General features: G+C 71.1%; 19 protein-coding genes and 1 pseudogene. 11 read left to right on the top strand and 9 right to left on the bottom strand.

Going from position 1 to position 22356, the window contains the following annotated elements:
* Window positions 1-48: 48 nt before the first annotated feature.
* Genes OG252_RS38145 through OG252_RS38130 form a run of 4 tightly spaced genes read left to right on the top strand, consistent with a single transcriptional unit; the run spans window position 49 to window position 4209 of the window.
* Complete coding sequence (locus tag OG252_RS38145) at window positions 49-1419, top strand: ABC transporter substrate-binding protein (RefSeq protein WP_329341920.1); 1371 nt, start codon at window positions 49-51, stop codon at window positions 1417-1419.
* Window positions 1416-2354: a carbohydrate ABC transporter permease gene (locus OG252_RS38140; protein WP_266441645.1), complete on the top strand. Its 939-nt coding sequence runs from the start codon at window positions 1416-1418 to the stop codon at window positions 2352-2354. Before OG252_RS38145 ends, OG252_RS38140 begins: the two co-directional genes overlap by 4 nt.
* Complete coding sequence (locus tag OG252_RS38135) at window positions 2351-3223, top strand: carbohydrate ABC transporter permease (RefSeq protein WP_266441642.1); 873 nt, start codon at window positions 2351-2353, stop codon at window positions 3221-3223. The genes OG252_RS38140 and OG252_RS38135 overlap by 4 nt, the downstream gene beginning before the upstream one ends.
* Window positions 3220-4209 carry a zinc-dependent alcohol dehydrogenase family protein gene (locus tag OG252_RS38130; RefSeq protein ID WP_266441638.1) on the top strand — a complete coding sequence of 330 codons (990 nt, stop codon included), beginning with the start codon at window positions 3220-3222 and terminating at the stop codon, window positions 4207-4209. The genes OG252_RS38135 and OG252_RS38130 overlap by 4 nt, the downstream gene beginning before the upstream one ends.
* 64 nt (window positions 4210-4273) lie before the next feature.
* On the opposite strand, the gene OG252_RS38125 is transcribed toward OG252_RS38130, so the two are convergent.
* Window positions 4274-4645 (bottom strand): hypothetical protein, encoded by a 372-nt coding sequence (locus OG252_RS38125; RefSeq protein ID WP_266441635.1) that lies wholly within the window; start codon window positions 4643-4645, stop codon window positions 4274-4276.
* Window positions 4646-4821: 176 nt separating this feature from the next.
* Between OG252_RS38125 and OG252_RS38120 the strand changes: the two genes are divergently transcribed.
* Window positions 4822-7101 carry an N-acetylmuramoyl-L-alanine amidase gene (locus OG252_RS38120; RefSeq protein WP_329341914.1) on the top strand — a complete coding sequence of 760 codons (2280 nt, stop codon included), beginning with the start codon at window positions 4822-4824 and terminating at the stop codon, window positions 7099-7101.
* Window positions 7102-7232: 131 nt separating this feature from the next.
* A complete protein-coding gene (locus tag OG252_RS38115; protein ID WP_266448669.1) occupies window positions 7233-8453 on the top strand; it encodes a TerD family protein in 1221 nt (406 codons plus the stop codon).
* Window positions 8454-8502: 49 nt separating this feature from the next.
* Here OG252_RS38115 and OG252_RS38110 read toward each other — a convergent pair whose 3' ends face one another.
* From OG252_RS38110 to OG252_RS38090, 5 genes and pseudogenes are all read right to left on the bottom strand, one after another.
* The gene (locus tag OG252_RS38110; protein ID WP_266441629.1) at window positions 8503-9075 is read right to left on the bottom strand and encodes a TetR/AcrR family transcriptional regulator; all 573 of its coding nucleotides are present in this window, start codon (window positions 9073-9075) and stop codon (window positions 8503-8505) included.
* Between the two features lie 118 nt (window positions 9076-9193).
* The gene (locus tag OG252_RS38105) at window positions 9194-10255 is read right to left on the bottom strand and encodes a 1-aminocyclopropane-1-carboxylate deaminase (protein WP_329341911.1); all 1062 of its coding nucleotides are present in this window, start codon (window positions 10253-10255) and stop codon (window positions 9194-9196) included.
* Window positions 10256-10275: 20 nt separating this feature from the next.
* Window positions 10276-10923, bottom strand: coding sequence for a GntR family transcriptional regulator (locus OG252_RS38100; RefSeq protein WP_266441625.1), 648 nt, complete (start codon window positions 10921-10923; stop codon window positions 10276-10278).
* A gap of 49 nt (window positions 10924-10972) precedes the next feature.
* A pseudogene (locus tag OG252_RS38095) lies at window positions 10973-11365 on the bottom strand (TROVE domain-containing protein); the annotation flags it as partial.
* A 147-nt stretch (window positions 11366-11512) separates the two neighbouring features.
* Window positions 11513-12955: an alkaline phosphatase PhoX gene (locus OG252_RS38090; RefSeq protein WP_266441622.1), complete on the bottom strand. Its 1443-nt coding sequence runs from the start codon at window positions 12953-12955 to the stop codon at window positions 11513-11515.
* Between the two features lie 235 nt (window positions 12956-13190).
* On the opposite strand from OG252_RS38090, the gene OG252_RS38085 reads away from it, so the two are divergent.
* Genes OG252_RS38085 through OG252_RS38065 form a run of 5 tightly spaced genes read left to right on the top strand, consistent with a single transcriptional unit; the run spans window position 13191 to window position 17091 of the window.
* Window positions 13191-13379 carry a hypothetical protein gene (locus tag OG252_RS38085; RefSeq protein ID WP_266441620.1) on the top strand — a complete coding sequence of 63 codons (189 nt, stop codon included), beginning with the start codon at window positions 13191-13193 and terminating at the stop codon, window positions 13377-13379.
* 13 nt (window positions 13380-13392) lie between these two features.
* The gene (locus OG252_RS38080; RefSeq protein ID WP_329341907.1) at window positions 13393-14103 is read left to right on the top strand and encodes a hypothetical protein; all 711 of its coding nucleotides are present in this window, start codon (window positions 13393-13395) and stop codon (window positions 14101-14103) included.
* A 38-nt stretch (window positions 14104-14141) separates the two neighbouring features.
* Window positions 14142-15083 carry a DUF6895 family protein gene (locus OG252_RS38075; protein WP_329345297.1) on the top strand — a complete coding sequence of 314 codons (942 nt, stop codon included), beginning with the start codon at window positions 14142-14144 and terminating at the stop codon, window positions 15081-15083.
* Window positions 15080-16000, top strand: a complete 921-nt coding sequence (locus OG252_RS38070; RefSeq protein ID WP_266441614.1) for a DUF6895 family protein — start codon at window positions 15080-15082, stop codon at window positions 15998-16000. Before OG252_RS38075 ends, OG252_RS38070 begins: the two co-directional genes overlap by 4 nt.
* Window positions 15997-17091, top strand: coding sequence for a serine hydrolase domain-containing protein (locus OG252_RS38065; RefSeq protein WP_266441611.1), 1095 nt, complete (start codon window positions 15997-15999; stop codon window positions 17089-17091). The genes OG252_RS38070 and OG252_RS38065 overlap by 4 nt, the downstream gene beginning before the upstream one ends.
* Window positions 17092-17175: 84 nt before the next feature.
* Here the strand turns inward: OG252_RS38065 and OG252_RS38060 are convergent, their stop codons facing one another.
* The 3 genes from OG252_RS38060 to OG252_RS38050 form a co-directional block, all read right to left on the bottom strand.
* Window positions 17176-18540: a carbohydrate-binding protein gene (locus OG252_RS38060; RefSeq protein ID WP_266441608.1), complete on the bottom strand. Its 1365-nt coding sequence runs from the start codon at window positions 18538-18540 to the stop codon at window positions 17176-17178.
* Between the two features lie 206 nt (window positions 18541-18746).
* Complete coding sequence (locus tag OG252_RS38055; RefSeq protein WP_329341903.1) at window positions 18747-20414, bottom strand: alkaline phosphatase D family protein; 1668 nt, start codon at window positions 20412-20414, stop codon at window positions 18747-18749.
* Between the two features lie 301 nt (window positions 20415-20715).
* Window positions 20716-22143 carry a hypothetical protein gene (locus OG252_RS38050; protein ID WP_329341900.1) on the bottom strand — a complete coding sequence of 476 codons (1428 nt, stop codon included), beginning with the start codon at window positions 22141-22143 and terminating at the stop codon, window positions 20716-20718.
* Window positions 22144-22356: the final 213 nt, after the last annotated feature.

Below are 22356 nucleotides of genomic sequence, written 5' to 3'. Positions count from 1 at the left end.
CTGTACCCAGCGGCGCCCCTTATCTCCCCATACGTCCAGGAGCGATCCATGCGAACCCAGAGCCGACGACGGCCGCCGCGAGCCACGCTCGCCATGGCCGCCGCAGGGACGCTGCTCGCCCCGCTGCTCTCCGGCTGCTGGGCCGGAGCGGGCGGGTCCGGTTCCGGCGGCAATTCCATCAACGTCCTCATGGTCAACAACCCCCAGATGACAGAGCTGCAAAAGCTCGCCCCCCGCTTCACCGAAGAGACCGGCATCAAGGTCAACTTCACCGTCCTGCCCGAGAACGACGTCCGCGACAAGATCAGCCAGGACTTCGCCAACCAGGCGGGCCAGTACGACGTGGCGACCCTCTCCAACTACGAGATCCCGATCTACGCCCGCAACGGCTGGCTGCACGAGATGAACTCCTACGTCGCCAAGGACCCGGCGTACGACGAGCAGGACGTCCTCAAGCCGATGCGCCAGTCCCTGACCGGCGACGACGGCAAGCTCTACGGCCAGCCCTTCTACGGCGAGTCGTCCTTCCTGATGTACCGCAAGGACATCTTCGAGAAGGAGGGCCTGACGATGCCCGCGCACCCCACCTGGACCCAGGTCGCGGACCTCGCCGCGAAGGTCGACGGCGCCGAGCCGGGCATGAACGGCATCTGCCTGCGCGGCCTGCCCGGCTGGGGCGAGGTGATGGCACCCCTGACGACCGTGGTGAACACCTTCGGCGGCACCTGGTTCGACAAGGACTGGAAGGCGCGGCTCGACTCCCCCGAGTTCGAGAAGGCGGTGAAGTTCTACGTCGACCTGGTCCGCGAGCACGGCGAGTCCGGCGCCGCGCAGTCCGGCTTCGCCGAATGCCTGAACAACATGACCCAGGGCAAGGTCGCCATGTGGTACGACGCCACCTCCGCGGCCGGTTCCCTGGAGGCGTCCAACTCCCCGGTCAAGGGCAAGCTCGGCTACGCCCCCGCGCCCGTCGAGGAGACGAGGTCCGCCGGCTGGCTCTACACCTGGGCCTGGGGCATCCAGGACGCGTCCCGCAACCCCGACAAGGCCTGGAAGTTCGTCTCCTGGGCGTCGAGCAAGGAGTACGAGCAGCTGGTCGGCGACGAGATCGGCTGGTCCAACGTGCCCGCCGGCAAGCGCGCCTCGACGTACACGAACCCGGCCTACATCAAGGAGGCCGCCTCCTTCCAGGAGATGACCAAGGAGGCCATCGAGGGCGCCCGGCCGAACGACCCCGGCGTGCAGCCGCGCCCCGCGCCCGGCATCCAGTTCGTCGGCATCCCCGAGTTCACCGACCTCGGCACCAAGGTCTCCCAGGAGATCAGCGCGGCCATCGCCGGACGCCAGTCCGTCGAGTCGGCCCTGAAGAAGTCCCAGCAGCTCGCCGAGCGGATCTCCGAGGAGTACGAGGGACGATGACCGCGACGACCACGGCTCCCGTAGCCGCCACTCCCGTACCCACCGTGCGACAGCCCTCCGACCGCCTGCGTGCCTGGGCGACCCGGGGCCCACTGCTGCCGGCCCTGATCTTCATGATCGCCGTGACCCAGCTCCCGTTCGTGGCCACGGTGGTGATCTCCTTCTTCGACTGGAACTCCCTCTATCCCGACGCCCGGGAGTTCACCGGCTTCGACAACTACCAGCAGGTGCTGAGCGACGCCGACCTGCGCCAGTCGGTGTGGACCACGGTCCTGCTGACGGTCGCGGTGGTGCTGGCCAGCCTGATCCTGGGCCTCGCCCTGGCCCTGCTCCTGGACCGGAAGTTCCGGGGCCGGGGCCTGGTCCGCACCCTGCTGATCGCCCCCTTCCTGGTGGTGCCCGTGGCGGCGGCCCTGCTCTGGAAGCATGTGCTCTACAACCCCGAATACGGCCTGTTCAATGGGTTGTTGCACTATGTGGGCGGCCCACAGCCCGACTGGATCTCCAACACCCCGCTGCTCGCGGTCGAGGCCTCCCTGGTCTGGCAGTGGACCCCGTTCATGATGCTGATCCTGCTGGCGGGACTACAGAGCCGCGACCAGCAGCAGATGGAAGCCGCGCGGGTGGACGGCGCCAGCGACTGGCAGATCTTCCGCTATCTGACGCTCCCGCACCTGCGCCGCTACCTCGAACTGGGCGCGCTGCTCGGCTCGATCTACATCGTCCAGAACTTCGACGCGGTCTTCACGATCACGTCCGGCGGCCTGGGCACGGCCAACCTCCCCTACACCGTCTACCAGAGCTTCTACCAGGCCCACGAGAACGGCCTCGCCTCGGCCGCCGGCGTCCTGGTGGTCATCGGCTCGATCATCATCGCGACCTTCGCGCTGCGCGTGGTGTCGTCGCTGTTCCGCGAGGAGGTGGGGCGCGCATGAGTGCCACGACCACAACCACGACCACGACCACGAACGCGACCGTGCGCGTCCGTCGCAAGGGTGCCGGCCTCGGCCTGGTGGCCTGGCTGGCCGGGATCGTCTTCTTCCTTCCCATCGCCTGGATGGCGCTGACCTCCTTCCACTCGGAGCAGGACGCGGCCACCAACCCCCCGTCCTTCACCGCCGCCCTGACCCTGGACGGCTACCGCGAGTTCTTCGGCACCGGCGGCGGCGCCAGCCCGTGGCCCGCCCTGATCAACTCGACCGTGGCATCGGTGGCGTCCACGCTCTTCGTCCTGCTGCTGGCCCTGCCCGCCGCGTACGCGCTGTCGATCCGCCCGGTGAAGAAGTGGACGGACGTCCTGTTCTTCTTCCTGTCGACCAAGATGCTGCCGGCGGTGGCGGGCCTGCTGCCGATCTACCTGTTCGCCAAGAACACGGGGATGCTCGACAACATCTGGCTCCTGGTCATCCTCTACACGTCCATGAACCTGCCGATCGCGGTCTGGATGATGCAGTCCTTCCTGGCCGAGGTCCCGGTGGCGATCATCGAGGCGGCCCGCGTGGACGGGGCGCGGCTGCCCACGATCCTCGCGCGCGTGGTGGCCCCGATCGCCCTCCCCGGAATCGCGGCGACGGCCCTGATCTGCTTCATCTTCAGCTGGAACGAGCTGTTGTTCGCCCGGGTACTGACCGGCGTGGTCGCCGAGACCGCCCCCGTCTTCCTGACCGGCTTCATCACCAGCCAGGGCCTGTTCCTGGCGAAGGTGTGCGCCGCGTCGCTCGTGATCTCCCTGCCGGTGCTCGCCGCGGGGTTCGCCGCCCAGGACAAGCTGGTCCAGGGCCTGTCGTTGGGAGCCGTGAAATGAAGGCCGCCGTCATCGAGTCCGTGGGCCGTGCCGTCGTCACCGAGGTCCCGGACCCGACGCCCGGGCCGCGCGAGGTCGTCGTCGAGGTCGCCGCGTGCGGGCTGTGCGGGACCGATCTGCACATCCTCCAGGGCGAGTTCGCGCCCAAGCTGCCGATCGTGCCCGGACACGAGTTCGCGGGCGCGGTGGTCGGGGTCGGCACCCAGGTCACGGAGGTGTCGGTGGGCGACCGGGTCGCGGTGGACCCCTCGCTCTACTGCTACGAGTGCCGGTACTGCCGTACGGGCCACAACAACCTCTGCGAGCGGTGGGCCGCGATCGGCGTGACCACGGCGGGCGGTGCGGCGCAGTACGCGGTGGCGCCGGTGGCGAACTGCGTGAAGCTGCCCGAGCACGTCCGTACCGAGGACGCGGCGCTGGTGGAGCCGCTGTCGTGCGCGGTGCGCGGCTACGACGTCCTGCAGTCCCGCCTCGGCGCCCACGTCCTGATCTACGGCTCCGGCACGATGGGCCTGATGATGCTGGAACTGGCCAAGCGCACGGGCGCGGCCAGCGTGGACATGGTGGACCTGAACCCGGCGCGGCTGGAGACGGCACGGCTGCTCGGCGTCTCCGGGTCGGCGGCGAACGCGGACGAGCTGGAGCGGCCGCAGGGCTGGGACGTCGTGGTCGACGCCACGGGCAACGCGGCGGCGATCCAGGACGGTCTGGGGCGGGTCGCGAAGGCCGGCACCTTCCTGCAGTTCGGCGTCGCCGACTACGCGACCCGCGTGGAGATCGACCCGTACCGCATCTACAACCAGGAGATCACCATCACCGGGTCGATGGCGGTGCTGCACAGCTTCGAGCGGGCGGCCGAACTGTTCGCCAACGGGGTGCTCGACCCCGACGTGTTCATCAGCGACCGCATCCCGCTGGACCGGTATCCGCAGGCGCTGGAGCAGTTCGCCGCGGGGGTGGGGCGGAAGATCGTGGTGGTGCCGTAGCCGGTCGTCCTGCCCGGCGGCATGCGTCGGGCAGGAGGTCATATCGGCAGCGTCGGGCAGGACGTCATAACGGCAGCGAACCGTAGAGGGCGGCGCCCACGGCGGCGAAGGCCGCGCCCGACCACCGGGGCCAGGAGCGACCGCGCCGGCCTGCCGCGTGCACGAGGGCCGTCGCCGCCATCACCGGCCACAGGATGCCCAACCCGGTGTCCCCGAGAGAGAAGTGGCCCTGGACGGCGGCGGCGACCGTGAACGCGGCGACCGCCGCGAGGGCGATGACCGGGAAGCCCGTGCCGAACGGGTCCCACGCATCGGACGCCGGCTCCGGCTCCCGGCGGACCGACCGGACGAAGAGCACGAGCACCGCGAGCACCGCGAGGGCGGCGACGGCGGTCCACAGCATGGCGGGGACGACCAGGAACGGACTGGGATTCATACCGCGCATCCTGGCTTACGGCCGAATGGATGCCACACCGCGCGAAGATCTGACGGACACACAACTATTCAGGGGTGTCGGGAGTCTCCCTCCCGGCGCCCCTTTCCCTTTGGCTGCGGCCCGCCCCACTGACCTCGTTCGCCTCACATCTTCACGAAGGACGGCACAAGACCACTATGGGTAGACCTAGATACCTCTGGGGTGCGGCCGCCGCGGCCGTGGCCGCGCTCTCCGCAGCTCTCGTGTTCCAGGGCGTCCCGGGCGAGTCCGCCGACAGCGCGCGGAGCGACGGCAAGCCGGGCCCGGTCACGACCCAGTCCCGTACGGTCGCGCTGCCGACGGCGGAGCGCGGCACCCGGGCGGCCTTGAAGCAGCAGGACACCAAGCCGTTCAGCATGCTCGGCATCACCTGGGCCGACCCCTCGGTCCGGGTCACCGGCACCATCGAGGCACGCACCCGGGCCACCGGGAGCGGACAGTGGTCGACGTGGCTGCGGCTCGACGGCGACAGCGGGCAGGGCGAGAGCACGGCCCGGCGCGGCGGCACCGAACCGGCGTGGGTGGGACCGTCCGACGGCGTCGAGGTACGGGTCACCGCGGGCGGACGCAGCTCCGGCCGGCTGCCCGCGGGGCTGCGGCTGGACATGATCGACCCGGGTGAGGGCGCGACGGGCGGGATGGAACCGGCGGCCTTCGTCGCCGACCCGACCGAGACCTCGTCGGCGACGGCCGACCCGGGCGAGCCCACTCCTTCGGACACCGCGGCGAGCGAGACCGCGACCACCACCGAGCCCAGCGACTCGTCGACCCCGACGACGACGGCTCCCACGACCTCGGCCCCGACTGGCGCCACCCAGACGCCGACGACCTCCGCGCCGACCTCGACCTCCGCGAGCCCGAGGGCCACGGCGCCCACGGCCCCGCCGTCCACCGCGCCCCGTCCCGCGATCACCTCACGTGCCGGATGGGGCGCGGACGAGTCGATCAGCCCCGAGGAACCGGGCTATCTGCCGGGCGGGAAGATCAAGGCGGTGGTGGTCCACCACACCGCAGAGAGCAACGCCTACACCTGCGCCGAGGCGCCGGCCGTCGTACGCGGCATCTACGCGTATCACGTCACCAGCCTGGACCTGAAGTGGAAAGACATCGGCTACAACTTCCTCGTCGACAAGTGCGGCACCGTCTACGAGGGCCGCAAGGGCGGTGTCGACAGGCCCGTCATGGGCGCCCACGCCTTCGGCTTCAACTCCGAGACCACCGGCATCTCGGTGCTCGGCACCTACACGGACGTGGCGCCGAGCCAGGCCGCCATGGTCTCGGTCGCCAAGATCGCAGCCTGGAAGCTCGGCCAGTACGGCGTCAACCCGAACGGCACCACCACCCTCACCGCGGGGGCGGACGGCACCAACTACTTCCGCAAGTCCTGGGCTGCAGGCGCGCAGTTGAGCTTCCCGACCATCCACGGTCACCGTGACGGCTACAACACGCAGTGCCCCGGCGACTCGCTCTACGCCAAGCTGCCCACCCTCCGCGCCTGGGCCGCCGGACCCGTCGCCGGGCTGACGATCAAGTCGGTCAGCGGCGGCGTCTCGGGCACGACGTACTACACCAAGGCCGGCGTCACCGTGGGCTGGGCGGCCACCACCCCGTCGTCGCTGATCACGAAGTACGAGCTCCTCGTCGACGGCAAGACCGCGGCCACGACCGCGGGCACCGCCACCTCCGCGAAGGCCACGCTGGCGGTGGGCACGCACAAGGTCCAGGTGCGTGCCACCCACCAGTCAGGCAGGACGGCCCTTTCCTCGGCCGCCACCGTCGTCGCCGAGACGACCGCCCCGTCCTTCACCACCAAGCCGAGCCTCGTCCTGCGCACCGGCACGGTGAACACCACGGCCGTGCCGCTGAAGCTGACCTGGAAGGCGACCGACAGTGCCGCGCTGAAGCAGGTCAGGCTGACCGCCCCGGTCACCGCGACCTACGGCCCGACGGTGACCACCGCGAACCACACGGCCAAGTCCGGCGTGGCGACCACCTGGTCCATGACCGCCACCGACCAGGCGGGCAACACCGCCACGGCGTCCGTCGCCCGCACGCCGGTCGTCCTCCAGGAGACCTCGGCCGTGAAGTCCGGCACCTGGGCGAGCAAGTCCTCCACCAGCTACCTGGGCGGCAGGTCGTACTCCAGCTCCTCCAAGAACGCCGCGCTGACCTGGACCTTCACCGGTCGCTCGGTCGCGTGGGTGGTGTCCCGGGCGGCCACCTCCGGCCAGGCGTACGTCTACGTCGACGGTGTCAAGACGGCGACCGTCGACCTGAAGTCGTCGACCACGAAGTACCGCGACGCGATCTGGACCAAGAGCTGGTCCACCAGTGCCAAGCACACGGTCAAGATCGTGGTCGTCGGCACCTCGGGACGTCCGGCGGTCACCACGGACGGCATCGTGTACCTCAAGTAGGTGCCTGATCCGTCACCCGGGGGCAGGGCCCTCTCGTCGGGCTCGGCCCCCGGGCGACGGACACCTACCCGATTGGCCTCGGGTAAGGGAACGGTAAAACGCCCTCGCTCGTTCAACCGGGCATGACAGCTATGACCCCCGGCTCGAACATCCCTCTGCCCGCCGCCCGCGTGACGGTGGACGTCGCCGCCCCGGTGCGGCTCGACGTATCGAGCCTGCTGCTCACCGCCGACGGCAAGGTGCGCTCCGACGACGACTTCATCTTCTACAACCAGCCCACGGGCCCCGGCGTGACCTACCGCTCCGGCGGCGGTACGGCCCCCGACGCGATCATCGTCGACACCGGCGCCGTCCCCCCGGGCATCGAGAAGATCGTGGTCACCGCCAGCCCGGACGCGGCCGGCCAGACCTTCCAGGGCATCGAACCGACGGCCACCATCCGCAACGCGGACGACAACAGCGTCCTGGCCACGTTCACGCCCCCGCAGCTCGGCACCGAGACCGCCCTGGTCATCGTCGAGGTGTATCTGCGCAACGGCGCCTGGAAGGCCCGCGCCGTCGGCCAGGGCTACTCGAACGGCCTGGCCGGCATCGCCACCGACTTCGGCGTCTCGGTCGAGGAGCCCGCCGCGCCGGCCGCCCAGCCGGTCGCCCCGCCGGCGCCGGCCATGCAGACCCCGGTGGCACCGCCGGCCCCGCCGCTGGACCCGCGCGTCACCACGCCCCCGCCGCCGGCCGCTCCCCCGGCCCCGCCCGCCGCCGCCCCCGGCACCGGGAAGATCAACCTCGACAAGGGCCGGGTCAGCCTCCAGAAGAACCAGACCGTCTCCCTGGTCAAGGGCGGCCGCCCGCTCCTCTCCCAGGTCAAGATGGGCCTCGGCTGGGAACCGGCCTACCGCGGCAAGGACATCGACCTGGACGCCTCGGTCATCGCCTACGGCCCGCAGCGCAACCACATCGACAGCTGCTACTTCGGCAAGCTGTCCATCGTGGGCGGCGCGATCAAGCACTCCGGCGACAACCTCACCGGTGAGGGCGGCGGTGACGACGAGGTGATCGTCGTCGACCTCGGCCGGCTCCCGCAGGAGGTCACCGGCCTGGTCTTCACCGTCAACTCCTTCTCCGGCCAGAAGTTCACCGAGGTCGCCAAGGCGTACTGCCGCCTCCTGGACGCCGCGAGCGGCGAGGAACTGGTCCGCTTCGACCTCACCACCGCCGAACCGCAGACCGGCGTCCTGATGGCCAAGCTGATCAAGCAGTTCTCCGGCGAGTGGGAGATGACAGCGATGGGCGACTTCGTGAAGGCCCGCACGGTCCGCAACATGGTGAAGCCGGGCGCGCAGTCGCTGTAGTTTCCGGTACGGCTTCGGGGGCGCCCCCTCGTCGGGGCGCCCGCCGACCTCACGTCCCCGGCCGCAGCCCTTCCGTCAGCAACGCCAGATACCGCCGGATCGCCTTCCCCTCCCCGTCCGCCAGCTCCGACGCCGTCGCCACGCCGTGCGCCAGCCGCAGCACCTCGATCGGCTCGACGTCCGGCCGCAGCGTGCCCTCCCGCTGCGCCGCCTCCACCAGCCGCGTCACCGCCGACCTCATCGTGTCGGCGCACAGCGTGGCCGCGGCCGAGCTGCCGTCCGTGACGGTCGAGCCGAGCAGCGCCTTCAGGCCTCGGACCTGGATCATCCCGACGCCGAGTTCGTTCAGCCACTCCATCAGCGCCTCGCCGGGCGGCAGGTGCCCGGCGAGCTCGTCCGCACGCGCCGCGATCGCCTCGATGCGCTCGACGTAGGCCGCCTCCAGCAGCGCCTGCCGCGTCGGAAAGTGCCGGTACAGCGTGCCGGACCCGACCCCCGCCCGCTTCGCGATGTCGTCGAGCGACGCGCCCTCCCCGTGCTCGGCGAAGGCCTCGGCGGCCACCTTCAGCAACCGCTCGTAGTTGCGACGGGCATCCGCGCGCATGGGTCTGACCTGCGGCATCCAGCATCTCCTTGCAAACGTCCCCGACCTGCGACGCACTCTCCCTACCTGATGGTCGGCGTCGACTCCACCGTCGTCAACGTAGCGGTGACCTGCTGCTGCTCGGCGGCACCCCCGGCTAGAAGAGCGCGCTGTAGGCGTTGAGCGCGGGCTGCCCGCCCAGGTGGGCGTAGAGCACGGTGGATTCACGGGCGATCTCGCCCCGCGCCACCAGGTCCACCATCCCGGCCATCGACTTCCCCTCGTACACGGGGTCGGTGACCATCCCCTCGGTGCGGGCCGCGAGGCGCATCGCGTCCAGTGTGGTCTCGTCGGGGATGCCGTACGTGCCCGCGTGATACCGGTCGTCCAGCTCGACGTCCGCCTCGGTCAACTCCTTCTGTACGCCGATGAGTTGGCCGGTGTTGTGGGCGATCCGGGCGATCTGCTCCCGGGTGCGGGCGGGCGCCGCCGACGCGTCGATGCCGATGACGCGCCGCTGCCGCCCGCCCGCCTGCTCCAGCGCACGGAACCCGGCGACCATGCCGGCCTGGGTGGACCCGGTCACCGAGCACACCACGACGGTGTCGAAGAAGACGCCCAACTCCTGTTCCTGCTCGGCGACTTCGTACGCCCATCCGGCGAAGCCGAGGCCGCCGAGCGGGTGGTCGGAGGCGCCGGCGGGGATGGCGTACGGCTTTCCGCCGCCCTCCTCGACCTCCCTGAGCGCCTGCTCCCAGCTCTCCTTGAAGCCGATGCCGAAGCCGGCCTTCACCAGCCGCACGTCGGCTCCGGCGAGGCGGCTGATCAGGATGTTGCCGACCTTGTCGTACACGGCGTCGGGCCACTCCACCCAACTCTCCTGCACCAGAACGCACTTGAGCCCGGCACGGGCGGCACAGGCGGCGACCTGCCGGGTGTGGTTCGACTGCACCCCGCCGATCGAGACCAGCGTGTCGCACCCCTTGGCGAGCGCGTCGGCGACCAGGTACTCCAGCTTGCGCGTCTTGTTGCCGCCGTACGCGACACCGGAGTTGCAGTCCTCGCGCTTGGCCCACAGGGCGGCACCGCCGAGGTGCGCGGTGAGCCGCTCCAGGGGGTGCACGGGCGACGGCCCGAAGAGGAGGGGGTAGCGGTCGTAGGAAGAAAGAGAAAGGGAAGAAGAGGCAGAGGAAGAGGGGGAAGAGGGGGAAAGGGACATGGGTCCTCCCGGGTTCTGGATCAGTCGCTGTCGGCGAGTTCGGCCAGCCCTCGCCAGATCTCCGCGGTGACACGGACCGCGGTGTCCACGTCGCCGGCCGCACAGGACTCGATCAGCCGCTCGTGCAGACCGGCCGAAAGACAGTTGCCGCCCTCGCCGAAGCGTCGTCGCTCCAGGCGGCGGATGAGGGGGGTGTAGCGGGCGGCGGTGGCCGCGGCGGCACGATTGCCGCTGACGCGGACGAGAACGTCGTGCAGTTCGTCGTCTGCGCGCAGGGCGTTGTCCACGTCGCCCGCGCTCACGGCGGCCGCGAACCGCTCGTTGGCCGCGCGCATCGCCTCGACGTCCGCGGCGAAGAGCCGGGGCACGGCGACCCGCGTGACCAACTCGTGCATGGCGCCGACCACGGCGGCGGCGTCCCGTACGTCGGAGGCCACCACCGGCGTCACCCGCGTGTAGCTCTGCGGTTTGCTCTCCAGCAGCCCCTCGTCGACCAGCCGGGAGAACGCCTCCCGCACCGGCGCCCGGGACAGCCCGAGCCGCTCGGCGAGCTCGGCGTCCCGCACCACCGCGCCGGGTTCGATCTCCCCCGCGACGATGGCGTCCCTGATGGCTTCATAGGCGCGGTCCCTGAGCAGGGTGCGCGGCACCGGTCGCATGGCCTCCATGAACTGAAATGTTAGATGTCAGTGCACGATCCGTCCAGGGCCGGCGTCCGGCCACCCACGGCCGGTCGGCGTCCCGCACCGCCCCGAGCAGCGGAACCATCCGGAAAGCGGCGTCCGAAAGTCCCCCGAAGGCATGCCGGTTCGCCTTGCCCGACGGGCCGTTGCCCGTCCGGTACCCGCCCGGTGCCCGGCCGGGGTTCTCAGCGGCACCTCGTTGCTGCTCGTGCCGAACTCGACGAGATCCGCGTCCGCGTACCGAAGATCGCCGCCGCGTCGGCCCGGTTGAGCTCCGAGCGGTCGGACAGCCGCGAGCAGGACATCGAGCCCGAACGGACGACGAGCACCAATGTCCGGACGGGCTCCGCGAGCGCGCGACCTCGGCCGGGACACCGACCTGGTCGAAGTTCCGCAGATTCCGGGTCACCGCCATCGCGCTCACCGCAGCGGGGGCGCCGCTCCTGCCATGCACGACGGAGGCACGGCTCGGGGAGCCCTCGCCGTGCCGCCGTCTCCTTGCCTCGGCCCGCTGGTTCGCAGTCCCCGCGAGGCTGCACCGGTTGCTGCGGGCCCACCCGAGTGACCCTGCGTTCTACCGCTTCTGGCGCTTCCACGGCCCGGTGATGGCGAGCAGGATGCCCGGACTCTGGATGTTCGCGTACAGGGTCTTGCCGTCGGGCGAGAAGGTGACGCCGGCGAACTCGCTGTATTCCGGCTCCTCTTCGGTGCCGACGTTCAGGTCATTGCGGGCGATGGGGTACGTGCGGCCGCTGTCCGTCGCGCCGAAGAGGTGGGAGATTCCCTCGCCGTCCTCCGCGAGGACCAGGCCGCCGTACGGGGAGACGGTGATGTTGTCGGGGCCGTCGAAGGCGCCGTCGACGGACGGGTCGGGGTTCACGCCGAGCAGGACCTTCAGCGTCAGGGTGCGGCGCCTGGGGTCGTAGAACCAGACCTGGCCGTCGTGCTGGGCGGGGCTCTCCGCGCGGGCGTACGAGGAGACGATGTAGGCGCCGCCGTCGCCCCACCACATACCCTCCAGCTTGCGGGCGCGGGTGATCTCACCGGCGCCGAACTGCTTGCGCACGGCTACGGTCCTGGCGTCGCGGTCGGGGACGTCGACCCAGTCGACGCCGTACACCGTGCCGATCCTGGTGGCGCGGGAGAGGTCGTCGACGAACGTGCCGCCGGAGTCGTAGCACTTCGGGGCCTGGAGGACGCCGGCGTCGTCGGCGAGGGTGCGGAACTTGCCGCGGCCGTACTCGAAGCCCTGGGGCGGGGTCCAGCGGAAGAAGAGGCCGTTGGGGTTCGAGGCGTCCTCGGTGAGGTAGGCGTGGCCGCGCTTGGGGTCGATGACGACGGCCTCGTGGTCGTAACGGCCGAAGAACTTCAGGGGCTTGGGGTTCTGGTTGGCGCGCCGGTCGCCCGGGTCGACCTCGAAGACGTAGCCGTGGTCCTTGGTCATGCCGTTGACGCCGGCCTTGTCGGAGTTCTCCTCGCAGGTGAGCCAGGTACCCCAAGGGGTGCTGCCGCCCGCGCAGTTGGTGGAGGTGCCGGCGATGCCGACCCATTCGGCGACGCGTCCGTCGGGGCGCACCTCGACGACGGTGCAGCCGCCGGAGGCGGCCGGGTCGTAGACGAGGCCCTCGGTGAGGGGCACCGGGTACTTCCAGTTGGCGCGCGGGCCCTTCAGCTCGTGGTTGTTGACGAGGAGGGTGGTGCCGCGCGGGCCGGCGAAGGTGGCCGTGCCGTCGTGGTTGGACGGGGTGAACTCGCCCGACTCGAGCTTGGTCTTCCCGCTGTAGGTGATGACGCGGTACTTGAACCCGGCGGGCAGCGCGAGGATGCCCTTCGGGTCGGGGACCAACGGCCCGTAACCGACACCGCCGTGGATGTCCGCCGACTCCTGTGTGTTCTCGGTCTCCGTGGACGCGAGGGCGTTCGGAGCGGTGGCGAGGGCGCCGACGCTGCCCGCCAGCGCGACACCGGCACCGGTGATCGCGGATGTTCTGGCGAAGTCCCTGCGGGTGAGCGACATGCTGTCTCCTGTGACGGGGGGTATGCCGTGGAGGGTGGCGGACCTCGGTCCGCGCCACCGTCCCGCCCAGGCCTGAACGCCGGTTGAACACCCGGCGACGTCAGTCGTTCAACTACTCGCGCGCAGGAATTTGAAGCCCAGACCAACCGGGACATATCAATCCTTTTTGCATAAGTCGGCCAGATGCGGTGACATGGGAGAAGACACGCACATCTCTCACAAAGGAGATGGTGGTATGTCTGCCACCGAGTTTCTGCTCGACGACCTCACCGAGGTCCAAGGGATCGACGTGGAAGCGGCTCTCGACCCGGTCGAGGCCGACGGCTACTACCGCGACAGCCGCCAGTGCGCGGCGCTCGCCCTGACGGGCGCGTCGAGCAACATCCTGCTGTCGCCTCCGACGCCACGTCCGAAGAAGGGCTGACGGGAGAAACCGAATGGAGAAGTCAGGCACTTCGACCCGCCTCGCGGGCGCGGTGCAGGGCCTTACGTCGGAACTGGTCTCCGCTCTTCGGAGCGGGGACCCGTTTCGGCTCGCGGGCAGCGTCGCGGAGGGGGACGACCCCGAGGTGACCGCCGGTCTGGCCCTTGCCGCCGTACGGGTGGTGGGAGCGGATGCCGTCCTGCCGAGCGTTCTGCGCCACGCGCCCTGCGAGTCCGACGATCTCAGCATGTTCAGCAAAGCCGTACACGCCTACCCGCCACCCGCGGGCGCCTCTCCCACCTCGGTGTGGAGCCACTGGGCCATGAGACGGGCGCTCCTGCGGCTGGACGCGTCCCTCGACGGCGACTGGGACCTCGACGCCGAGCCCGACGCGGCGTGGCTCGACGATGCCCCCTGGCAGTTCCTGACCCACCAACTCGCCGTGCTCGCCCCGCTCGCGCTCCCCGACGAGGACTGCGCGGTGGCCCGCGTGGCACGCGGGCGTCCCGTCGACGTCTCCCGGGGATTCGTCCGGGCGGTCCGCCGCCGCGACTGGCTCCAGGCGGCCGGAGCGGGACGCTGGCTGGTCCTCCTCGACGGCGTGCCCGAAACGCTGGGGCTGGACACCGGCCTGGAGTTCGTGGCGCAGATGGGCCGCGACGACGCACGCGTGGCGCTGCAGGTCCAGGCCGCGCAGCTGATGCGGGCCGGAGTGCGGGTGTGACGGCGCATGAGGTCCAGGAGGCGCGCCAGGTCCGGAGGATGGCCGAGGCCGCGCTGGCCTGGGTGTCCGCCCACCGCGACGGATTCCGGCTCGGCGAGGACGCGCTGGCCGAACGTGGCGATGTGAACCGCACCTGGAAGCCCCTCGGCGAACTGGCCCAGGTGTGCGTCTGCGTACGTCGGCACACCGATCCGGCCGACCCGCTCCATGTGACCGCCTCCGACCTGTTGGCGTTCGCGTGGCAACAGACCGGGCGCGGCGCCCTCTTCGTCGAGTTGCAGCGCCTGGAGCCCTTCGCGACGTACCCGCTGGAGGTCTACGCGGCGTTCGCGTCGGCGGGCCTGCGCCACGCCGGCTACGAGAGCGCCACCGCGACGGTGGCCCTCACCCGAGGCTGGCAGGTGACGGAGCAGCAACCGAACCGGCGCCTGAGCGTGCTCAACTCCGAGCGCCGCAGCGGCATCCCGGAACACGGGGACATGCCGGAGGCCTTGCGACGCACGTGGCTCGCCGGTCTGCCGGAGCCATGGACCTTCGAGCGAGCCGCCGGCTACACGCTCACCCATGTGGTCTTCCATCTCACCGACTGGGGCCTGACCCCGCAGGCCGTCCCCCCGCCTGTTGCGGCCTACCTCCGGCAGTGGCTGCCGCCCTGGCTCGACACCTGCCTGGAGGACGAGCAGTGGGATCTGAGCTGCGAACTACTGGCCGTGGCGAGCAGTCTGCCGGGCCCGCCGGAGCGCGCCCTGTCCCAGGACTCCTGGGCGAGGCTCGCGGTGGCGCAGGACGACTCCGGGGCCGTCCCGGAGGTCGGCGCCGGCCGCGGCGGCCGTACCGGCGCGCACGACTTCATCGACTGCTACCACTCGACACTGATGACGGTCTTCGCCGCCGTGCTGACCATCAACCGTCTGCGCGAGGCCGCGGAGGACGGCGCGGACGGCGCGGCGGTGCGGAGTGGACAAGGAGTGGCGAGATGACCAGCACCCGTCTCATCCACAACGTCGGGGCCGGCGCCCTCGAGTGGCTGTACGCCCACCGCGACGGGTTCCGGCTGGAGCCGGACGTCGATCCCGAGGTGGGCTTTCTGGAGCGCTTCAAACCGGTCGCCGAACTGGCCCTGATCTGCAAGGTGTTGTTCCGCGAAGGGGTCGCCGGATCGCGACAGGCCCAGCTGGCACGGCAGTTGGTCGACCACGCCTGGCGTCACACACTGGACGGCGGCCGGATGCTGGTGCTCGGCCAGGCGACCGAGCCCCTGTCGCCCGTTCCCTTCGAGGTGTACCTCCCGTTCAAGGAACTGGGCTACAGCCATCCCGAGGCCGAGCAGGCCTTCCTGCTCAACCAGCGTCTGGAGAGCCACGCCGCCCTCGAGATGGCGCCGGTCCGCCGCCTCGGACTGTCCGCGTACCAGCGCCGTTTCGGCCTGCCGCCCCGACCGCCGGAAGCCGACATCGTCCCCGAGACGTGGCTGGGGCGCACACCCGAACCCTGGACGGTCGAAGGGCACACCGCCTACGACATCACCCACACCGTCTTCCACCTGACCAACTGGGGAGAGCACCCCGACGGTCTGCCGCCGCAGATCGCCGACTATCTCGCGACCTGGCTGCCGGCCTGGCTGGACGACTGGCTGGACCTGCAACGCTGGGACCTGCTCGGCGAACTGCTCGTCGTCGACGCCTGCCTGCCTCGCCCCACCTGGGACGAGCGGGCCTGGGAGGGCTTCGCCGCCGCCCAACAGCCCGACGGCGCGATGCCCGCCATCCGCACCATGCCCGAGGGCGACCCCGACGAGGTGTTCGACATCGTCTACCACCCGACACTGGTCGCCGCCTTCGCCTCCGTACTGGCCACCTCCCGCGCCATGACGCGGCTGGCGCACGCACCCGCATGACCACGCGGCCCGCCCCCTGGCCGGGCGATCCGCTCGGCGTCACCGGACCGTTCCCGTTCGACGGGCCGCCGACGGACGCCGCTCCGGACGGCGAGACGGTGCGGCGGCTGGACGCGGCCGTCGGCGCCGTGGACGCGCCCGACGTAGTCTTCGCGCTCTCCCGGCACGGTCACCGCACCGTACGCTGCGGCGGCACCGCGCCGGCCCCGCCCGTTCCGCGCCATCGACTGCGCTACGAACTGGGGTCGGCGTCCAAGACGTTCACCGGACTGCTGCTGGCCCACCTGACGCGGACGGGTCTGCTGTCCGCCGGAGAGCCGGCCGCCGCCCTTCTCGACCCGGCCCGGCGCGCCCGCCAGGACGAGCCCATCACGCTCGCCCACCTGATCACCCACACCTCCGGACTGCCCGCCCTGCCCGCCGACTTCTTCGTCCGGGCGCTGCCCGCGTGGCGTACCGACCCCTACGCCCGCTATCCCGCGGAACGGGTGGTCGACGCCTTTCTGCGCCATCGGCAGCGCCGCCGGCCCGGCACCCGCTGGCACTACTCCAACTTCGGCGTCGCCGTGCTCGGTCACGCCCTGGCGGCGGCCACCGCGACCCCGTGGGACGACCTGCTCACCGCTCACGTGTTGCGGCCCCTCGGGCTGGGCGACACCGCCCTGTCGCCCGGCGGCCCGGACACCGACGCCACCGGACACCGCAGGGACGGCACGACCCCCACGCCCGGGCTGACCATCGGCGGCTTCCAGGCGGCCGGCGCCGTCCGCGCCACCCCGCACGACCTGCTCACGTTCCTCGAAGCACATCTGGATCCGGCGGGCCGGTCCCTCACCGCTGCGCTGCGGGCGGTGCGCCGCCCCGTGCTGCGACGCGGTCTCGGGCACCGGCATGTGCACACGGTGGCCTGGTTCCAGCACCCCATGGAGCACGGCCCGATGTACTTCCACTGCGGGGCCACCCTCGGGCAACAGGCCTTCCTGGGCTTCCGGCCCGACACCGGAACGGCGCTGGCCGCCCTGTGCACCCGCCGCTTCCGCGCCCGCGACACCTTCGTGTCGACCGCGTACGCGGTGCTGGCCGAGGCCTAGGAGACCTGCCGGACGCGGCCGATGTCGCGGCGCGAGGCCCGGGTCCGCGGACCCGGGCCTCGCGCCGCGGCATCGTCGTGGTCGTCAGACGCGCTGCCACAGGGCCGGAGTGAGGGCGGGCTGCCACGCGCCCTGCGCCTGATGCGCCTGCAGGCACTGGTAGGAGACGCCGTCGTACGTGACCCGCGCGCCGACCTCGTAGACCTGGCCCACGGCCCAGCCGCCCGCCTGGCCGTCCTGGGGGGCCGGGGTACCGCTCTCGGCCGCGCCGGTCTTGAGAGTGAGGCCGTAGGCGCTGAGCACCGGGTTGATCGGCTGGTAGTAGGTCGTTCCGCCGCTCGTGCAGTCGCCGGAGCCCCCCGACGTGACGCCCTGGGCCTGGGTGCCGGAGATGTAGGAGCCGCCGGAGTCACCCGGCTCGGCGCACACCGTGGTGCGGGTCACGCCGTCGACGGTGCCCTCGGAATAGCTGACGCTGGTGTCGTGCTGCTCGATCGTTCCGCAGTGCCAGCCGGTGGTCGACCCGGACCGGCAGACCGCGGCGCCCGCCAGGGCCTGCACCGAGCCGGCGGTCTGCACGTTCTCGTCACCCTCCCCCTTGACGGCGGGTGTTGCGGTCCAGTCGCTGTTGACACCCACCCACGCCATGTCCTGGCCGGGGAAGACGGAGTTCTGGAAGGTGCCCTGGGCGACCTTGTTGAAGCCGGTGGTCGTGGCGCCCGCCTTGCCGCAGTGACCGGCCGTGGCGAAGCCCTGCTGCTCGCCCTTGGTGACGGAGAATCCCACGGAGCAGCGGGCCTGGTCGTCGATGTAGAAGGCGTCACCGCCCCGTACGTCGTGCAGGGCGCGAGGCTGCTCCGCCGACACCTTGACGTCCACGAGCCCGGCGGTGACTCCGGCGGCGGCGATGAGCGTGTCCGCGGCGGCACGGCTCGTCGCCTGGACCGTCACCCGGTTGGTCCGTACGTCGACGTACCGCACCGGCGTGTCGAGGGCCTTGCCGGTCACGGCGCCGTCCAGCTTCGTCTTGGTCTTCCTCAGGTCCTCCAGCGCGGTCTTGACGACCGCCGCCTTCGCCCCGTCGGCCTCGATGGCGGGGACGTCCGCGGCGTCGGTGGTCGCGACGGTCAGGTCGGCGGAGGTCGCGCCGCTCACCCATGCTCCCGCGAAGTGCTTGCCCAGCGCGTTCTGGAGCCGGCCGGCGCGCGTGCCCGCCTCGGCCTCGTTCACCAGGCGCGTCCTGGCCTGCGTGTCCGTCAGGCCCAGGTCGCGCACCAGCGCGCGCAAGACTGCGGGCGACGGCTTGTCGGCGCCGAGCGTCTCGGCGGCGGAGGGTGCCGGTGTCGGCGCGGGGGGCTCGGCGGCCGCGGCGTGGGGCAGCCCCGCGAGCACGAGCGCGCCGAGCACCGTCAAGGCGGCACAGCAGGCTCCGGCGTGTCTGTGGACCATCAGGCGTCTCCTCGGGTTTCGGTGGCAGAAGGGCCTCGAAACCCTAGGTTTTGCCGAAGAGGGCTCAGAAGATGTCCGGTTCCCGCCCGTTCCGCGCATTGGACGACATGAAGGGCCCGCCCGGCGGAGTATCGGATGCTGACGGGCCGACAGCCCAGTACGGGTGTCGACGCACCGGTACGGGTGTCGACGCACCAGTACGGGTGTCACGCGGGCTTGAGTCCGGGGTTGCCGGCCTCGGTCACGAAGGACGCGGCGGTCGTGATCGGCGCGCCCGGCGTCGTCACGGCGGACACGGTCCTGAAGTCGGCCCGCGCCTTCTGACGGTCCAGCGTGACCCTCACATAGCCGCGCCGCCCGTCGTAGAACTTCAGATGCGGGTTGGCCTTGAGGTACGTGTCCCAGGTGGGTGGCCTCTCGGCGCCGTCCCGGCCGCTCGCCACCGACGTGGCGACGATCTCCGTGCCCAGGGTCGTGGACGCCGGATCGTCGAAGTCGTCCTTGATGTCGAAGGCGTACCCGACGTGCACGTCCCCGGTCATCACCACCAGGTTCTCGACCCCGGCCGATTTCGCGCCGTCGAGGATCCGCCGGCGCGAGGCCCGGTAGCCGTCCCAGGCGTCCATGGACATCTTCGCCTCCGCGTTGAGGTCGAGTTTGCGCTGGGAGAAGCAGACCTGTTGCGGCATCACGTTCCACAGGGCCTCGGAGGCGTGCCAGCCGTCGATCAGCCAGCTCTCCTGCGCCGCCCCCGTCATGGTGCGGCTCGGGTCGTCCACCTCGGGGCCGACGACGACGTGTTTGGTGTCGTTGTACAACTGGTCGGAACGGTACTGGCGGGTGTCGAGGACGTCGAACTGGGCGAGCGTGCCCCAGTGGAGCCTGCGGTAGAGCCGCATGTCCGGGCCGCTGGGCAGTTGTGCGTTGCGCAGCGGATGGTTCTCCCAGTGCGCCCGGTAGGCGGCGGCGCGGCGCAGCAGGAACGTCTCCGGCGGGTCGTTGTTCTCGCTGATGACGCCCGCGTAGTTGTTCTCGGTCTCGTGGTCGTCCCAGGTGATGACGAAGGGGTGGGCCGCGTGGACCGCCCGCAGGTCCGGGTCGCTCTTGTAGAGGGCGTAGCGCAGCCGGTAGTCCTCCAGGGTCGTGGCCTCGTGGTTGAAGAGGTCGGGCAGCTTGCGGTCGGTGTAGTTCCGGTGGCCGCCCACGGAGTTCACGGCGTACTCGTACAGGTAGTCGCCGAGATGGAACACCACGTCGACGTCGTCCTGGGCGAGATGGCGGTGCACCGTGTAGTACCCGTCGAAGTAGGCCTGGCAGGCGACGGCGGCGTAGGTGAGCGTCGCGGCGGCGGCCGTGGTGGCGGGCGCCGTGCGGGTGCGGCCCGTCTCGCTGATCCAGGTTCCGGCCTTGAACCGGTAGTAGTAGACGCGGTCGGGGTCGAGGCCGTCGACCTCGACGTGCAGGCTGTGGTTGTACTCGGGGTAGGCGATGGCGACGCCGGTGCGGACGGTCAGGGCGAAGCGTTCGTCGGTGGCCACCTCCCACTGGACGGCGACGTACTGCCCGGGCAGACCGCCGTCCGCCTGGTACGGGGCGGGGGCGAGCCGCGTCCACAGCAGTACGGAGTGGGGCAGCGGGTCTCCGGAGGCGATGCCGAGCGTGAACGGGTCGCTGGGGATCCTCGCCGCGTCGAGCTCGGAGGAACCTGCCGCGCCCCGGGCCGGCAGGTTGGTGGTGAAGGCGAGGGCGGCGGCCGCCGCGGTGATCGTGAAGAAGCGGCGCCGCCCGAAGTGCGGTGCCGCGGCACGCAGTTCGAGGTCATGTCGGGAAGAAGTGTGGTGCAGCAGCGATCTACGACGGCCTGATGAGGCCATGTGGCCTCCTCTCGCGGTTGATTGCACGCAGGACCTGTGCGCCACGTACGACAAAGTCGCAGGAAGCGGATTTCTGAATGCTAATCAGATATAGGTCGCAATTGCGGCAGGTGCGAGTTCCCGAGAGCGTCGGGCCGTGTTTCCGAGCCGCATGTCCGAGCCCTATGTCCGAGCCCTATGTCCGAGCCGTCTCTCCGGACCGTATGTCCGGGCGTCAGGACGCGGAAGAGGCGGCCGGGGCCCCGATGCGCGGGCCCCGGCCGCCTCCGGCCGAGCATGGACCGCCGAGCGGTCCCGCAGCTCAACCCCCTTGCTGCGACCGCGCCTTGAACGCGGCCTTCCGTGCTTCCTTCGCGATCCTCTTGTCGGGGTGCAGCCGCCCCATGGCCTCCAGCACGTCCGCCGTGGCGGGGTGGTCGACCCGCCAGGCCGCCGCGAAGAACCCGCTGTGCTGCTGGGCCAGTCCCTCGACCAGCCCCCTCAGCTCGTCGGAGTTGCCCTCGGCCGCGAGCTGCGCGGCGAGCGTGTCGACGGTCAGCCAGAACACCAGGTCCTCGGAGGGTGCGGGCACCTCGGAGGCGCCCCGCTCGGCCAGCCAGACCCGGGCCAGTCCGCCGAGCTCGGGGTCGTCGAGGACCTCGCGCAGGGCCGGCTCGGCCTCGTCGCCCACCAGGGACAGCGCCTGCTGGCAGCGCAGTCGCCTGAGCGGCGCCCCGGCGTCCAGGCCCCGCGCTGCCGCCAGCAACTCCCGTGCGGCGGCGAGGGATTCGCGGCGCGCCAGCCACTGCTCGGTCTCGGCCTGGGCGGCGGTGGGCGGGAAGGCGGCCGTGCCGTCGAGCAGCGCGTCGGCGCCCTTGTCGGCGAGGTCGCCGACCGCGGGTGCCTCGAACCCGGCCTCCAGGAGCCGGGCCCTGAGTCCGTAGAGGCCGAGCGGGGTGAGCCGGACCATGCCGTAGCGGGAGACGTCGGTCTCGTCGACCGGGGAGGCGGGCTCCTCGTCGGTGTCTGCCATCAGCGCCTCGTCGACGGGCTGGTACGCCACGAGCCCGACCAGCTCGAGGAGCCGGAACTGGTCGTCGAGCCGCATCATCGCGTCGGAGACCTGCTCCAGCACGTCGTTGGTGGGCTCGCCCATGTCGCTGGGGACGATCATCGAGGCGGCCAGCGCGGGCAGTGGCACGAATGCCGTGCCGGGCCGCTCCTCGCCGGCGGTGAGGAGGTAGAGGTTGCCGAGCACGCCGTCCAGGAACTCGGCCTCGGCCTCCGGGTCCCAGTCCAGGGACGAGAGGTCGACCTCGCCACCCGCGTCCATCGCGCCGACCAGGTCGTCCAGGTCCGGCACGCTCGCGTCGGCGAGCACGGTCTCCAGCGCCGCCAGCCACACACCGAGCACATCGTGCGGGGCGCCGCCGGTGAGCACGGCCAGCTCCTCGCCCGCGGTGACGGTGCCGGCTTCCTCGTCGACGACCTCGACGAGCCCAGTGTCGACGGCGACCCGCCAGGCCTCGCTCGCGTACGCCGCCGCGTCGTCCCCGCTCAGCCCGAGCACCTCGGCCGCCTCGGGCAGCTGCTCTTCGACGAGCCCGCCCCCGGCGTCGATCCGCGTCGTCGGCCCGGCCCAGCGGGCGAGCCGCGCGGCCCGTGACAGCAGGGGCGTGGACAGGGCGTCCCGCGCCAGCTCCGCTTCGGGGTGCAGCCGCACCGGCGGCAGTGGGGCGCTGTCTGACATCGGCTGGTTCTCCTAGAGGCGCGTCGTACCACTCAGCCGCTCAGCCTAGACCGCTTTCCACCCATGCCGCCCGGTTCATCTCCCGGTCCGGGGCCGTACATGGCTGAAACCTTGACAAGTGGCCTGAGCAGGCACGAGATTGACGCGCGTAGAAGCCGGGCGGACAGGTGTTCACTCGCTTCTACGCGCGTCATACGCGCCTTTCGCTCCACC

The sequence above is a fragment of the Streptomyces sp. NBC_01352 genome, assembly GCF_036237295.1.
GTDB lineage: Bacteria > Actinomycetota > Actinomycetes > Streptomycetales > Streptomycetaceae > Streptomyces > Streptomyces plumbiresistens.
Note: the sequence above shows the minus strand (reverse complement) of the source record. Positions and strands in the feature narration are given on the sequence as shown.

Bases quoted from the DNA above. Each gene is read 5' to 3' on its own strand.
- OG252_RS38145 (WP_329341920.1), top strand. From the start codon at position 49: ATGCGAACCCAGAGCCGACGACGGCCGCCGCGAGCCACGCTCGCCATG.
- OG252_RS38140 (WP_266441645.1), top strand. From the start codon at position 1,416: ATGACCGCGACGACCACGGCTCCCGTAGCCGCCACTCCCGTACCCACC.
- OG252_RS38135 (WP_266441642.1), top strand. From the start codon at position 2,351: ATGAGTGCCACGACCACAACCACGACCACGACCACGAACGCGACCGTG.
- OG252_RS38130 (WP_266441638.1), top strand. From the start codon at position 3,220: ATGAAGGCCGCCGTCATCGAGTCCGTGGGCCGTGCCGTCGTCACCGAG.
- OG252_RS38125 (WP_266441635.1), bottom strand. From the start codon at position 4,645: ATGAATCCCAGTCCGTTCCTGGTCGTCCCCGCCATGCTGTGGACCGCC.
- OG252_RS38120 (WP_329341914.1), top strand. From the start codon at position 4,822: ATGGGTAGACCTAGATACCTCTGGGGTGCGGCCGCCGCGGCCGTGGCC.
- OG252_RS38115 (WP_266448669.1), top strand. From the start codon at position 7,233: ATGACCCCCGGCTCGAACATCCCTCTGCCCGCCGCCCGCGTGACGGTG.
- OG252_RS38110 (WP_266441629.1), bottom strand. From the start codon at position 9,075: ATGCCGCAGGTCAGACCCATGCGCGCGGATGCCCGTCGCAACTACGAG.
- OG252_RS38105 (WP_329341911.1), bottom strand. From the start codon at position 10,255: ATGTCCCTTTCCCCCTCTTCCCCCTCTTCCTCTGCCTCTTCTTCCCTT.
- OG252_RS38100 (WP_266441625.1), bottom strand. From the start codon at position 10,923: ATGGAGGCCATGCGACCGGTGCCGCGCACCCTGCTCAGGGACCGCGCC.
- OG252_RS38090 (WP_266441622.1), bottom strand. From the start codon at position 12,955: ATGTCGCTCACCCGCAGGGACTTCGCCAGAACATCCGCGATCACCGGT.
- OG252_RS38085 (WP_266441620.1), top strand. From the start codon at position 13,191: ATGTCTGCCACCGAGTTTCTGCTCGACGACCTCACCGAGGTCCAAGGG.
- OG252_RS38080 (WP_329341907.1), top strand. From the start codon at position 13,393: ATGGAGAAGTCAGGCACTTCGACCCGCCTCGCGGGCGCGGTGCAGGGC.
- OG252_RS38075 (WP_329345297.1), top strand. From the start codon at position 14,142: ATGGCCGAGGCCGCGCTGGCCTGGGTGTCCGCCCACCGCGACGGATTC.
- OG252_RS38070 (WP_266441614.1), top strand. From the start codon at position 15,080: ATGACCAGCACCCGTCTCATCCACAACGTCGGGGCCGGCGCCCTCGAG.
- OG252_RS38065 (WP_266441611.1), top strand. From the start codon at position 15,997: ATGACCACGCGGCCCGCCCCCTGGCCGGGCGATCCGCTCGGCGTCACC.
- OG252_RS38060 (WP_266441608.1), bottom strand. From the start codon at position 18,540: ATGGTCCACAGACACGCCGGAGCCTGCTGTGCCGCCTTGACGGTGCTC.
- OG252_RS38055 (WP_329341903.1), bottom strand. From the start codon at position 20,414: ATGGCCTCATCAGGCCGTCGTAGATCGCTGCTGCACCACACTTCTTCC.
- OG252_RS38050 (WP_329341900.1), bottom strand. From the start codon at position 22,143: ATGTCAGACAGCGCCCCACTGCCGCCGGTGCGGCTGCACCCCGAAGCG.